We start from the raw sequence: 13,756 nt of genomic DNA on the forward strand, positions 1-13,756 counted from the left end.
ATTTCATTTTGTCGATGCATAAATCCGCTAAATAACGTGCTGGCATTCAACCTGCATCAGACCTTTATTCACTTTTTATGCAATTAAAATGAATAATGACAGCATCTAACCTATTGATATTTCGTTGTGATAAGACAGTTATGCATTTTTGTGGCTGGCTGGCACGCTAACTGCAATATACAGTAGAGCTGCCACTTAACATTTTTAACAAATTTAAAACATTAGCTTCACTGAGCGTGGAGCAGGAGAAAGGGCTATGTCACAGCAGGTTTCGCGTCACGATTTCGATCAATGGATGATGCCGGTTTATGCTCCCGCGGCTTTTGTACCGGTGCGCGCTGAAGGCTCAACGCTTTGGGATCAGCAGGGTAAAGAGTATATCGACTTTGCCGGTGGCATCGCCGTTAACGCTTTGGGCCATGCGCATCCGGCGCTGCAACAGGCGCTAACCGAACAAGCAGGAAAACTGTGGCATACCGGTAATGGCTACACCAATGAACCGATTTTGCGTCTGGCTAAACAACTCATCGATGCCACTTTTGCCGATCGTGTGTTCTTCTGTAACTCGGGTGCTGAAGCCAACGAGGCGGCTTTAAAACTGGCGCGTAAAACCGCACACGATCGTTTTGGTGCGGAAAAAAATGGCATCGTCGCCTTCAATAATGCTTTCCACGGTCGTACGTTGTTTACCGTCACTGCGGGCGGGCAACCGGCCTATTCCCGCGACTTTGCGCCGTTGCCGCCTGCCATCGATCACGCCACCTTTAACGACCTTGCTTCAGCCGCCGCACTGATCAATGACCAAACCTGCGCGGTAATCGTCGAGCCGATTCAGGGCGAAGGCGGCGTGGTGCCTGCCGATCCTGCTTTCCTGCGGGGCCTGCGCGAGTTGTGCGATAAGCATCATGCGCTGCTAATTTTCGATGAGGTGCAAAGCGGTGTTGGTCGCACTGGCTCGCTGTATGCCTACATGCATTACGGCGTTACGCCGGATGTGTTGACCACCGCTAAAGCGCTGGGCGGCGGCTTCCCGATTGGTGCAATGCTGACGCGTGAAGATTTAGCCCAGGTGATGAATGTGGGGACGCACGGCACCACTTACGGCGGCAACCCGCTGGCGGGCGCAGTCGCCGGAAAAGTGATGGAGTTGATCAATCAGCCTGACTTTATGGCGGGCGTCGCCGAACGCCATCAATGGTTTGTCGAGGCCTTGCAGGCCATCAATCAACGTTTGCCGGTGTTTAAGGAAGTACGTGGACTTGGATTGCTGATTGGCGCAGTACTCAATGATGATTTCGCTGGCAAAGCCAAACAGTTCAACCTTACCGCCGCCGAAGAGGGCGTGATGGTGCTGATCGCTGGTGCCAACGTGGTGCGCTTCGCGCCTGCATTGAACATCAGTGAACGCGAAGTAAAAGAAGGTTTGGCACGCTTCGAACGTGCCTGTGAACGCGTGCTCAAAGGAGCCACATCATGATGGTGATTCGCCCCGTCGAACGTGACGATCTTGCGCAGTTGTTGTCGCTGGCGGGCAAAACCGGGGGCGGCTTAACCTCGCTGCCCGCGGATAGCGAGACGCTCAAAGCCCGTATTGAGCGCTCGCTGCTCACCTGGCAAGGTGCGCTGCCGCGTGCCGAACAAGGTTATGTTTTTGTCTTAGCCGATAGCGAAGACGACCGCGCGGTTGGTATTTGCGCCATCGAAGTGGCGGTCGGTTTGCAGGACCCGTGGTACAACTTCCGCGTCGGCACGCAGGTGCACGCCTCGAAAGAGCTGAATGTCTATGCCAGCTTACCCACGCTATCGTTGAGCAACGATCACACCGGCAGCAGCGAGTTGTGCACGTTGTTTCTCGATCCCGACTACCGCGATGGCAAAAACGGCTATCTGCTGTCCAAATCGCGCTTCCTGTTTATGGCTAACTTCCGTGACCACTTTATGAAACACGTGGTGGCGGAGATGCGCGGCGTCAGCGATGACAACGGTCATTCGCCATTTTGGGAAAGTGTCGGCAGCCATTTCTTCTCGATGGAGTTCAGCCAGGCCGATTTCCTCAGCGGCACCGGGCAAAAAGCCTTTATCGCCGAGCTGATGCCGAAACATCCGCTGTATACCCATTATCTTTCCGAAGCGGCGCAGAGAGTGATTGGCGAAGTTCATCCGAAAACCGCGCCCGCGCGTGCGGTGCTGGAAGCCGAAGGGTTCCGCTATCTCAACTACGTCGATATTTTCGATGGCGGACCGACGCTGGAGTGCGAAATCGATCGCATTCGCGCCATCCGCAAAAGTCGCCTGCTGACGGCAATTGAGGGTGAAGCCGACAGCAACTGGCCGTTGTGCCTGGTGGCGAATGGTGATTACCAACAATTCCGTGTCGCGCTGCTGCCGGTGGATATGGCGACGGGCAATGTTTGTCTTTCTGCAAGCCAGCGCACGGCGCTGCACTGTAATTATGGCGATACGCTGCGTGTGGTCACGCTGAATCGCGAGGAGAATAAAGCATGACGCATTTCATTAATGGTCAATGGTTGACCGGCGGCGCTGACGCCCTGAGTAAACACAATCCGGTGTCCGGCGAGATCCTGTGGCAGGGCAAAGCGGCCTCTGGCGCGCAAGTGACCGCAGCCTGTGAAGCGGCGCGTGCGGCCTTTCCACACTGGGCGCGCCAGCCGTTTGCCGAGCGACAAGCGGTTGTGGAAGCGTTTGCCCGCTTGCTGGAAAGCCATAAAACCGCGTTGGCAGAAACCATCGCCCGTGAAACCGGCAAGCCGCGCTGGGAAACGCTGACGGAAGTGCAGGCGATGATCAACAAGATCGCCATCTCAATTAAGGCCTATCACAGCCGCACCGGCGAGCAAGCGGAAGGTGAAAGTTCACTGCGCCATCGTCCGCACGGCGTGCTGGCGGTGTTTGGGCCGTACAATTTTCCCGGCCACCTGCCAAACGGCCATATCGTGCCAGCGTTATTGGCCGGTAACTGCGTGGTGTTCAAGCCGAGCGAGTTAACACCCATGACGGCGGAAAAAACCGTCGAACTGTGGGAGCAAGCGGGCTTGCCTGCTGGCGTGATGGCGCTGGTGCAGGGCGGACGCGAAACCGGCCAGGCGCTGGCCCAGCAATCGCAAATCGATGGTTTGCTGTTTACCGGCAGCGCCGCCACCGGTTATCACCTGCATCGCCAGTTTGCCGGGCAGCCAGAGAAAATGCTGGCGCTGGAAATGGGCGGCAACAATGCATTGATTGTTGAAGATCCGGCTGATCTCGATGGCGCGGTGCATATCGCCATTCAATCGGCATTTATTACTGCCGGACAACGCTGTACCTGCGCACGTCGTTTGCTGGTGAAACGCGGCGCGGCGGGCGATGCCTTCTTGCAACGTTTAGTCGCGGTCAGCGCGCGACTGCAACCCGGCGCGTGGAATGCCGAACCGCAGCCATTTATGGGCAGCGTTATTTCGCCGGCTGCGGCGGGACATATTTTTGCCGCCTGGCAGCAGCAAGTCGAACAGGGCGGTAAAGTGCTGCTGGGTATGCACTGGCCGGATCGCGACAGCGCAATTCTCACGCCGGGCATTATTGATGTTACTGACGTCAAGGATTTGCCGGACGAAGAGGTGTTTGGCCCGCTGTTGCAGGTGATTCGCTACGACAGTTACGAGCAAGCCATCGCTATCGCCAATAACACCCGCTATGGTCTTTCTTGCGGTTTGATTTCGCCGCAACGCGCGCAGTTTGATCAACTGCTAGTGGAAGCGCGTGCCGGGATCGTCAACTGGAACAAACCGTTAACCGGCGCTGCCAGCACTGCGCCCTTTGGCGGCATTGGCGCTTCAGGTAATCATCGCGCCAGCGCGTGGTATGCCGCTGATTATTGCGCGTGGCCGATGGCCTCGCTTGAAAGCCCAAGTCTGGCGCTGCCTGCCAACTTGTCGCCAGGACTCGATTTCTCCGCGCAGGAAACCCAATAATGAAAGCGTTTGAAGCTAACTTTGATGGCTTGGTCGGCCTGACGCACCATTACGCGGGATTGTCGTTTGGTAATGAGGCCTCTACGCGTAATCAGTTACATCCTTCCAACCCGCGCTTAGCGGCTAAGCAAGGTTTACTGAAAATGAAAGCGCTGGCCGATATGGGCTATGTGCAGGGCGTGATTCCGCCGCATGAAAGGCCGAATCTGCCGCTGCTGCGGCAACTCGGTTTTAGCGGCAGCGACGAGCAGGTATTGGCGCAAGCGGCAAAGCAAGCGCCGCAACTACTTTCAGCCGCCAGTTCAGCCTCGGCGATGTGGGTAGCGAATGCGGCCACCGTTTCGCCTTCCGCCGATAGCGCTGATGGCCGGGTGCATTTCACCGTCGCCAATCTGAATAACAAATTCCATCGCGCGATTGAAGCGCCGGAAACAGCCGATCTGCTGCGCGCGATTTTCCGCCATCCGCAGCATTTCAGCGTGCATGACGCTTTGCCGCAGGTGGCACAGTTTGGTGATGAAGGCGCGGCTAACCACAATCGTTTTGGCAAGGATTACGGCGACGCGGGCGTGCAGCTGTTTATTTATGGTCGCGACGGTCAGCAACAGGGCACAACACCAGCACGCTATCCGGCACGCCAAACCCGTGAAGCGAGTGAAGCGGTGGCGCGCTTGCATCAGCTCAATGGCGAACGCACGCTGTTTGCGCAGCAGAATCCGGCGGTGATTGATCAGGGCGTATTTCATAACGATGTGATCGCCGTCAGCAATCAGCAGGTGCTGTTCTGCCATCAGGACGCGTTTGTTAATCAGCCGCAGTTGTTGAGCGATCTCGCTGCGCGCGTGCCCGGTTTCCAGCCGATTGAAGTGCCGCGCGCTAAGGTGTCGGTGACGGATGCGGTGAATACTTATCTGTTTAACAGCCAATTATTGCAACGCGCCGACGGCGGCATGTTGCTGGTGCTGCCGGAAGAGTCGCGTCAGCATGCGGGTGTGTGGCGCTACCTGACTGAACTGGTTGAAAGTGGCGGCCCAATCCGTGAACTGAAAGTATTTGATCTGCGAGAAAGTATGTTCAACGGCGGTGGCCCGGCATGTTTGCGTTTGCGCGTGGTGCTGACCGAAACAGAACGTCAGGCGCTGAATCCTGCGGTTTTGATGAACGATCGCCTGTTCGACACCCTGAATGATTGGGTTGATCGCCACTACCGCGATCGCTTAACGCAAGCGGATTTAGCCGATCCACAATTGCTGCGAGAAGGGCGCACCGCGCTGGATGAACTGACACAACTGCTAGACTTAGGCAGTGTCTACGCGTTTCAGCGTTAACGCCGGGGTGTAAGGTTCGCCCCAGCGTGGTTAAAAAGGAGTGAACATGCAGGACTTTTTACAACAGACGTTGTTGGGTGAGCCGCCACGTCAACGCGAGGGCAGCAATGCCCATCTCAGTTGGCAATGGCATGAGGAAGGGTTGCTGACCTTGACGCCACACACACCAACGCAGCGTGCGCTGGTGCTTTCCGCGGGCATTCATGGTAATGAAACCGCGCCGGTCGAAATACTCAATTTGCTGCTGACGCCGCTGCTGCGCGGTGAAAAGCCGCTGGCGGTGCGTTTGCTGGTGATCCTCGGCAATCCCGCCGCGCTGCGTAGCGGGAAACGCTATCAACAATATGATATGAACCGCCTGTTTGGCGGCCGCTGGCAGCAAGTCGCTGATGTGCCAGAGGCTCAGCGCGTGTTGCATCTGGAGCAGGCGCTGGAGAGTTTCTGGCGTACCTGCCTTGATCATGAGGTGCGCTGGCATCTCGATCTGCATACGGCGATTCGCGGTTCGTATCATGCGCGCTTTGGCGTGATGCCGCTCAATCAGCATCCATGGCCGGATGAATTTATGCATTGGCTGGCGGCTGCCGAGATGGAAGCATTAGTGTTTCATCGCGCGCCGGGCGGCACTTTTACCCATTTCAGTTGCGAACATCATGACGCGGCGAGTTGCACGCTGGAGTTGGGTAAAGCGTTGCCGTTTGGTGAGAACGATTTGAGCCAGTTTAGCGGCGTGCAGCAAGCGCTGGCGGCGTTGTTGTATGGCGAAACCTTGCCGCAGGTGCATCAGCAGCCACGTCACTATCGTGTGGCACAGCAAATCACTCGTCACGGCGAGAAGTTTACCTTGCACATGGGGCCGGAAACCTTGAACTTTACGGCTTTTCCGCAGGGCACGTTGCTGGCGGAAGAGGGCGACAGGCGTTATTACGTGCAGCAGGCGCGGGAGTATGTGCTGTTTCCTAATCCGAATGTTGCGCCGGGATTGCGTGCCGGGTTGATGCTGGTGGAGGAGAATGCGCAGACGCAGGCGTTGGCGCTATAATTAGCATCGCGGATCGGTGTCCCTCACCCTAACCCTCTCCCGCAGGCGGGAGAGGGGACTGATCGAGCAGCGTGAAATAGCCCACATTTCCCTTCCTGAAAACCGACAATACCGTTACACTCCTCCTTAATTCCTGCGTTTTTCCCTTGATTGTCATAAAGTTTTTCAATTCCTCACGCATTTCTTCTCTTTCTCTCCATGATTGCCTGATTACTGTCTTTTATGCTTGCAGGGCTTTACTCAGCCTCTGAGTAGTTGACGTTCAGCGTCGTATGCTTGTTTCCGAAGACGCGACACAGGCTGTCGTCATTAAACTGATAAGTAAGGACAATATTATGCGTAAATTAACTTCCCTGTTCCTGGCTACCACAATGGCACTTGGTGCTGCAAATATCGTCCATGCAGCTGCCGACAACTTAACGCCGCCGCCAGCAGGCAGCGAGAAACCGATGCACAAAGGCCCAATGCGTCATCACGGCATGGAGATGATGTTTAAAGGTCTGAATCTGACCGATGCGCAGAAAACGCAGATCAAAACTATCTTGCGTGATGGCCACAAAGATATGAAACGTCCGTCGCTGGAAGAGCGTCGTGCTGACCACAGTATCATTGCATCCGATACCTTCGACCAGGCGAAAGCGGAAGCGCAGGCTGAGAAGATGACCGCCAACGCCAAAGAGCACGCGCTGAAGATGCTGGAAACTCAGAACAAGATCTATAACGTTCTGACGCCAGAGCAGAAGAAACAGTACAACGCTAATTTTGAGAAGCGCTTAACTGAAAAACGCCCGCACGATGGCAAAATGCTTTCTGCGCCGGCTGATGCTGAATAAGTTCGTTAACTGAATAGAGACCGCCGACGTTGTCCATTGCTTTTACTGCATTGGGCAACGTTGGCGGTTTTGTTTTTACAACTCGATCAGCGGAAAAACACCCGACAGCAGCGGGCGGCAGAGAATTTTATAGCCATCATGATCGAAGCCGTGCGAGGCGCGCTGTAGCTGACGTGCTTCGGCTTCGCTGCTGACCGAACCCAACCAAAACCAGTGATCGATAACGTGGATTTGCGTCAGTTCCGCACCGCGTTCCACCATGCCAATCGGGCCTTGCCACGGCCAACACACCACGCGCATCTGCTCGAGTGCCGCCAGCAAACGTTGCTGATGGTCCGCCACCGTTTCCTTGCCGCAACATGCACCGGCACAACGATTCAGCGCGGCACGAAAACAGCCGCGTCCGGGACGTAATGATTCCAGTCCCAGCAATCCATGACACAAACGTTGTTCATCGGCGATAGTTTTTAAGCGCTCCAGTGCGGCAAAGCGGCTGCGAAACAGGCCATAAAGATTCGGCGCACGCGAGAAATCGACATCGCGCGCAAACACCACTTGCGGTGCGCCATCGCCCAGTTGCAACGAGCAAAGCTGACGATTTTTTCGCAGACGTTTGTTGAACAACGGCTGCTGGGTTTTGATCATCTGCGCTTCCAGCAACTGCGCACCCAGATCGCCCGCCGTGGGAATCCAGGTTACGCGTCGTGCCTGACGCAACATGCTGGCTTCATCGGGCGTGCGGAAATGCGCCATCACCCGACTGCGCAGGTTGACGCTTTTGCCGATATACAGCGGCAGATTTTCACTTTCACCGTGGAAGGTATAAACGCCCGGCTGGTTGGGTAATCCTTCCAGCCATTGACGTAAATGTTCGGGATATTGATAGATGGCTGCCGCGTCGAATTCGAGGCGGTGGCTGGCAGTACGTCTGACCAAAGCACACTCCGATTACTGGTTGTCTATCCAGTGTATCAAAGTGTGCTTTTTATCGCCAGTTAAGCATCATTCGGTCACCATAAATGGCGACCCTACGATTCACGGTTTCCAGAAATCGTCGAAGACGGTGATGGGCGGACGACGTTTGTGCTCGGTTTTCAAATACCAACCTTCGATGGTTTTAGCCGCGGCGGCATCAATGGTTTTGCCTTCCAGATAAGCATCGATTTGTTGATAAGTGACACCGAGCGCCACTTCATCCTGCAAGCCGGGACGATCATCTTCCAGATCGGCAGTGGGATGCTTGAGATAGAGATGCTCTGGGCAGCCCAGCTTTTTCAGCAGCTGTTTACCCTGGCCTTTATGCAGACGGAAAATCGGGTTGATATCGCTGCCGCCATCACCGTACTTGGTGAAGAAACCGGTGATCGCTTCAGCCGCATGATCCGTACCGACCACCACGCCTTTGGTCATGCCGGCAATGCTGTATTGCGCTTTCATACGTTCACGCGCTTTTTCATTGCCGCGCACAAAATCGGAAACGATGATGCCTGCCTCTTTCAATGCGCGCTCACTCGCGAGGATCGCCTCTTTGATGTTCACTACTAACGCGCGATCTGGCTGGATAAATGCCAGCGCATCCTGACAATCCTGTTCATCCGCCTGCACGCCATATGGCAAGCGCACGGCGATAAAGGTGTATTCATTATCGCCGGTTTCTTCGCGTAACTCGCGAATTGCGGTTTGCGACAGCATGCCGGTTAGCGTGGAATCCTGGCCGCCGCTGATACCCAGCACCAGCGTTTTCAGGAAGGGATGGGCTTTCAGATAGGACTTCAGAAAATCAACGCTGACGCGGATCTCCTGCTGCGGGTCAATAACCGGCTTAACACCAAGCGCTTCAATGATTTCCTGTTGCAGTGACATGAACCTCTCCTCAAGTCAGTAGCCTGACGGCACAATGCGAATCATCTGCTAAAGCTAACGCCTCAGCCCGAAAACAACAAGCCGCATGGCGGGTTGTCGCGGTTATTTGCTGGCAAATCAGACGCTTTTCGCTTTCTTCACTAGCAGATTGAATGACAGAATCGCCAACATAAAGCAGCCAAAAATAGTGCCGGTCATGCTGGCGACCGACGTGCCGCCAAGACCGGTAATTGGCACGCTGATGGCACCAAAGGTAAACATGCACACGCCAATCACCGCCGAGGCGCTGCCCGCGCGATGGCCCTGACTTTGCATCGCCAGCGACGATGCGGTGGTGGCGATCACGCCATTACTGGCGATGGTGAAGAACAGGGCGACCAGAATAATTGGCAACGATGCGCCAGTTAAACCTGCCAGCAGCAGACAACTTGAGGCGACAAAGGCCAGCGTCAAGCCGCCTTTCAATACGCGATATTCGCCCCACAGCGGACACAAACGTGCGCTGGTTTGAGATGCAATAATCAGGCCGAGACCGTTAGCGGCGAAACAGAAGCTAAAGGCTTGCGGCGTCAATCCGTACAATTGCTGCAACACGAAAGGCGAGGCGCCGATATAGGCGAACATGCCGGACATCATGAAACCTTGCGTCAGGCAAAAACCCATAAACTGACGATGAGTCACAACCTGGCCGAGCGCCGCCCAGGCGGAGAAGATCGAACCTTGATTGCGACGTTCAGCCGGTAAGGTTTCGTGCAGTTTCCAGCGTGCGAGGAAGATCAGCACGATCGCAATGCAACCGAGTACCACGAAGATGCCGCGCCAGTTGAGCACCGTCATCAATGCGCCGCCCAATACCGGTGCACCAATCGGTGCTAATCCATTCACCAGCATCAGCAGCGCGAAAAAGCGGGTTAATTCGTGGCCGCTGTACATATCACGGGCGATGGCGCGAGAAAGCACCGCGCCGCCTGCACCCGCCAATCCCTCAAATAGACGCGCGACCAGTAATGAGTGGATATCTTTCGCCAGCGCACAGCCAATCGATGCGATAAACAGTAATACCAGCGACAGCAGCAGCGGGCGGATGCGGCCAAATTTGTCGCTCATCGGGCCAAATAACAATTGGCCCGCTCCAAGACCTAGCAGACCGGCGGTTAAACTCAGCTGTGCCGTCGCGGTTTCGGTGTGCAGATCGCGCGCCAGTTCCGGCAGTGCGGGGAGATAAAGATCGATACATAATGGCCCGAGCGCCGCAAGCAGGCCCAGCGTGATGGCATAAACCAGCCGATTAGAAGGTGCAGGTGTCATTTATCCTCTATTTTTATTCATAACTAACGGTATTTTTTCGCGGGTGATTATACGAACAGCGGCGCATCGACACAGCTTTTTTACGAAATCCTAACGCTTCGGATTTTGGCTAAAATGAGGCCATAAAGTTGATTAATCTCGTTTTATGTTCCAGGCTTATGCAACATGGACAAAAAACGAGGAACAACAACATGAATAAAGTGATGGGATGTATCGCTGCCGCTATGACCCTGGCAGCCCTGTCTGGTTGTACGACTTATGACAAAGCTGAAAGCTACGTAACTAAGCCGGTAGTCAAGGATGTGAAGAAAGGGATGACGCGTGATCAGGTTCGCCAGATTGCCGGTCCTGCCTCAACTGAAATCACCATGGTTCACGCACGCGGTACTTGCCAGACCTATGTGATTGGCGAACGTGATGGCAAACCACAGACTTACTTCGTGAGCTATAACGATACTGGTCGCGTAATGAATTATGGCTTCCAGAGCTGTAAAGATTACGATACCGATCCACAAGCGGCTCAGTAAGCGCAGCAGAATAAACAACGGCCCGTCATTGACGGGCCGTTTTTCGTTATAGCGCTTATAAACCGTACGGACGCGGCACTTCGACGTAATTCCCGCCAATCTCACGCTGATAGTAATGGCCTTCCTGCACGTAATAGCGCTTGCCATTGAAATCCAATACGCGCATGCCGCCTTGAGGCGCTTCTGGTGGCTGTACCACCACGTAAGTATCACCTTGTCGCTGGTAGTAGTTGCCGTTCAGCATGTAATAAGTCAGCCCGCCAAGCAGCACCGCGGTTGCTGCTTCAGGTAAGAAACGCAGCGGGCCAGGGTGACCCCAATGTGGACCGCCACCCCAACGTGGGCCAGGACCGGGACCCCAATAGCCGGGATGGGCAAAACTGATGGCTGGTGTTAATAAGGTTAACGCCAGCACCGAGGCGATAACTGTTTTCATCGGTGATTCTCCTGCTGTGATTGCTAGCAGAATTGGCCTTCCCGAGCGAAAACTCAAGCGATAAACGGTCGCTTTTTCGCTTGTTTACCACGCTTAACGATTTCCTAACGCTGGCACCATGATTGGGGGGAATTGGGGAGGCGATGGGGGAGATTTTGGTGGCTTGATAGAGAATTGGTCACCATAAATGGCGACCCTACAAGGGCGGACATAAAAAAACGGCAGACTGTTGCGAGTCTGCCGCTTCTGTTAATCATTCGCGCTTAGCGATGTGCCAGTTCAGCGTGTTCATCGCTTTCCAACACTTTCTTGTCGGTCAAACCCAACCAGCGGCTGGTGAGTGAACCGGCGGTCATCGAACCGTTGACGTTGAGCGCGGTACGGCCCATATCGATCAGCGGTTCAATCGAGATCAACAGTGCGACCAAGGTCACCGGCAGGCCCATCGCTGGCAACACAATCAGCGCCGCGAAAGTCGCACCGCCGCCGACACCCGCGACACCTGCAGAACTCAGTGTGACGATACCGACCAGCGTCGCAATCCACATTGGATCAAACGGGTTGATACCGACAGTCGGCGCGACCATCACCGCCAGCATGGTTGGGTACAAACCAGCACAACCGTTCTGACCAATGGTGGCACCGAACGACGCTGAGAAGCTGGCGATAGATTCCGGCACGCCCAGGCGACGCGTTTGCGTTTCGACGTTCAGCGGAATACTCGCAGCACTTGAACGGCTGGTGAAGGCGAAGGTGATAACCGGCCACACTTTGCGGAAGAAGCGCATAGGATTGATGCCGTTAACCGACAGCAGCAGCGCATGCACGGCAAACATAATCGCCAGGCCGAGATAAGATGCCACTACGAAACCGCCCAGCTTGATGATGTCTTGCAGGTTGGAACCCGCCACCACTTTGGTCATCAGCGCCAGCACACCGTACGGAGTCAGTTTCATGATCAAACGCACCAGCTTCATCACCCAGGATTGCAGTGTATCGATCGCCACCAGCACGCGTTCGCCTTTAACCTTGTCATCTTTCAGCAGTCGCAGTGCGGCAACACCGAGGAAGGCGGCGAAAATCACCACGCTGATAATCGACGTCGGGTTGGCACCCGCCATATCAGCAAACGGATTTTTCGGGATGAATGACAGCAGCAGTTGCGGCGTACTGAGATCCGCGACTTTGCCGACATAATTGCTCTGAATGGCGCTCAGGCGTGCGGTTTCTTGTGCACCCTGTACCAAACCTTCGGCGCTTAAGCCGAACAGGCCAGTGACCATCACGCCAACCAACGCAGAAATTGCTGTAGTAAACAGCAATACGCCGATGGTGAGTACGCTGATTTTACCCAGTGACGAAGCATTATGCAGACGCGCGACGGCACTGAGAATAGAGGCGAATACCAGCGGCATCACGATCATTTGCAACAGTTGAACGTAGCCGTTACCAACAATGTTGAACCAGCTGATAGAGGCTTTTACCGTTGCGCTGTTTTCGCCATAAATGGTTTGCAACGCCAGACCAAAGGCCACACCAAACACTAAACCGGTCAGCACGCGCTTCGACAGGCTCCAGCTTTGGCTGCCAATGCGGTTAAGAACGATCAGCAGCGCGACAAACGCCACGATATTAATAATGAGGGGAAAATCCATGCTCAACTCCAGAGTGTGCCGCGCCACCCAACGCGATGGCGCGCAAAACAGTAAGTCCCCGTTAGGGAATATTTAGAATGTTATCAGTTCATCGTGGGGCAGGTTTATATCCAAAAAGAATGGCTTATAACTTTATTGTTGAATTTGGCGTCTTATTGACCGTTTTGACCATTAACCAGCCGACCGACACCATTTTGTAGCGTATTGAACAATTGCTCCGGCCAACCGTTGGCACCAAATGAGGGCAAACCCGGCGGAAACCATAAAGCGTAACCGACCAGCGCCAGGCACAATGCGCGCTCAAGTTGGTTGCCTTTTTGGCTATTCAGAATCGGTAAGCGGAAGCGCCAGCGACACGGCCATAAAAGTGGCACGCCCGCTGGCGTGAGCATATCGGCGACGATGTGGCTGAGATAGCCCAGCGTCATGCCTTGCAGCACATCGGCGGGCAGAAACCAATCGGCGGGAACGTTTATCTGGAATAGCCACAAACTGACCGCCACCGCCAGCAGGCTGTGAGTAAAACCACGATGACCAAAGGCGCGGGCGATGGGATGTGAAAGCCATCTTAGCCGCTGACCTAATACTGATTTCGGGTGATCGATATCCGGTAGCAGGCAGGTTAACAGCGCAGCAGGCACTAAATGCCACCAATCGGCGCTGGCCATGACTGGCGTCAGCTCCGCGCGCTTGGCAAAAATGGCGCTGGCAATGGCAAAAATGATATGGCCTTCGGCCGTCATGATGAAACCTGGCTGCATAAAACTGTCGATGCATCCAGTATAGGGATTTATCC

Annotated in this window: 13 protein-coding genes; 7 read left to right on the forward strand and 6 right to left on the reverse strand. The window is 54.8% G+C overall.

Annotated features, from left to right (window positions below):
* The first annotated feature begins 256 nt into the window (after positions 1-256).
* From ABDW13_RS18400 to spy, 6 genes are all read left to right on the forward strand, one after another.
* The gene (locus tag ABDW13_RS18400) at positions 257-1,477 is read left to right on the forward strand and encodes an aspartate aminotransferase family protein (RefSeq protein ID WP_343554006.1); all 1,221 of its coding nucleotides are present in this window, start codon (positions 257-259) and stop codon (positions 1,475-1,477) included.
* On the forward strand, positions 1,474-2,505 hold the full coding sequence (astA, locus tag ABDW13_RS18405) for an arginine N-succinyltransferase (RefSeq protein WP_343554007.1): 1,032 nt from the start codon (positions 1,474-1,476) through the stop codon (positions 2,503-2,505). The genes ABDW13_RS18400 and astA overlap by 4 nt, the downstream gene beginning before the upstream one ends.
* Positions 2,502-3,968 (forward strand): succinylglutamate-semialdehyde dehydrogenase, encoded by a 1,467-nt coding sequence (gene astD / locus ABDW13_RS18410; protein WP_343554008.1) that lies wholly within the window; start codon positions 2,502-2,504, stop codon positions 3,966-3,968. Before astA ends, astD begins: the two co-directional genes overlap by 4 nt.
* The gene (gene astB, locus ABDW13_RS18415) at positions 3,968-5,296 is read left to right on the forward strand and encodes an N-succinylarginine dihydrolase (protein ID WP_343554009.1); all 1,329 of its coding nucleotides are present in this window, start codon (positions 3,968-3,970) and stop codon (positions 5,294-5,296) included. Before astD ends, astB begins: the two co-directional genes overlap by 1 nt.
* A 46-nt stretch (positions 5,297-5,342) precedes the next feature.
* On the forward strand, positions 5,343-6,338 hold the full coding sequence (gene astE, locus ABDW13_RS18420) for a succinylglutamate desuccinylase (RefSeq protein WP_343554010.1): 996 nt from the start codon (positions 5,343-5,345) through the stop codon (positions 6,336-6,338).
* Between the two features lie 335 nt (positions 6,339-6,673).
* Positions 6,674-7,171 (forward strand): ATP-independent periplasmic protein-refolding chaperone Spy, encoded by a 498-nt coding sequence (spy, locus tag ABDW13_RS18425; protein WP_343554011.1) that lies wholly within the window; start codon positions 6,674-6,676, stop codon positions 7,169-7,171.
* Between the two features lie 75 nt (positions 7,172-7,246).
* On the opposite strand, the gene cho is transcribed toward spy, so the two are convergent.
* From cho to ABDW13_RS18440, 3 genes are all read right to left on the reverse strand, one after another.
* Complete coding sequence (cho, locus tag ABDW13_RS18430) at positions 7,247-8,107, reverse strand: excinuclease Cho (protein ID WP_343554012.1); 861 nt, start codon at positions 8,105-8,107, stop codon at positions 7,247-7,249.
* 99 nt (positions 8,108-8,206) lie between these two features.
* Complete coding sequence (nadE, locus tag ABDW13_RS18435) at positions 8,207-9,034, reverse strand: ammonia-dependent NAD(+) synthetase (RefSeq protein WP_343554013.1); 828 nt, start codon at positions 9,032-9,034, stop codon at positions 8,207-8,209.
* A gap of 117 nt (positions 9,035-9,151) precedes the next feature.
* Positions 9,152-10,342, reverse strand: coding sequence for a multidrug effflux MFS transporter (locus tag ABDW13_RS18440; protein ID WP_343554014.1), 1,191 nt, complete (start codon positions 10,340-10,342; stop codon positions 9,152-9,154).
* 191 nt (positions 10,343-10,533) lie between these two features.
* Here ABDW13_RS18440 and osmE point away from each other — a divergent pair, with 191 nt between their 5' ends.
* Positions 10,534-10,869 (forward strand): osmotically-inducible lipoprotein OsmE, encoded by a 336-nt coding sequence (osmE, locus tag ABDW13_RS18445; RefSeq protein ID WP_007892614.1) that lies wholly within the window; start codon positions 10,534-10,536, stop codon positions 10,867-10,869.
* A 55-nt stretch (positions 10,870-10,924) separates the two neighbouring features.
* On the opposite strand, the gene ABDW13_RS18450 is transcribed toward osmE, so the two are convergent.
* The 3 genes from ABDW13_RS18450 to ABDW13_RS18460 form a co-directional block, all read right to left on the reverse strand.
* Positions 10,925-11,305: a DUF6515 family protein gene (locus tag ABDW13_RS18450; protein WP_343554015.1), complete on the reverse strand. Its 381-nt coding sequence runs from the start codon at positions 11,303-11,305 to the stop codon at positions 10,925-10,927.
* 263 nt (positions 11,306-11,568) lie between these two features.
* Positions 11,569-12,960, reverse strand: a complete 1,392-nt coding sequence (locus ABDW13_RS18455; protein ID WP_343554016.1) for an L-cystine transporter — start codon at positions 12,958-12,960, stop codon at positions 11,569-11,571.
* A gap of 152 nt (positions 12,961-13,112) precedes the next feature.
* The gene (locus ABDW13_RS18460; RefSeq protein WP_343554018.1) at positions 13,113-13,703 is read right to left on the reverse strand and encodes a metal-dependent hydrolase; all 591 of its coding nucleotides are present in this window, start codon (positions 13,701-13,703) and stop codon (positions 13,113-13,115) included.
* Positions 13,704-13,756 lie beyond the last annotated feature (53 nt).

It is taken from the genome of Pantoea sp. (assembly GCF_039594315.1).
GTDB lineage: Bacteria > Pseudomonadota > Gammaproteobacteria > Enterobacterales > Enterobacteriaceae > Pantoea.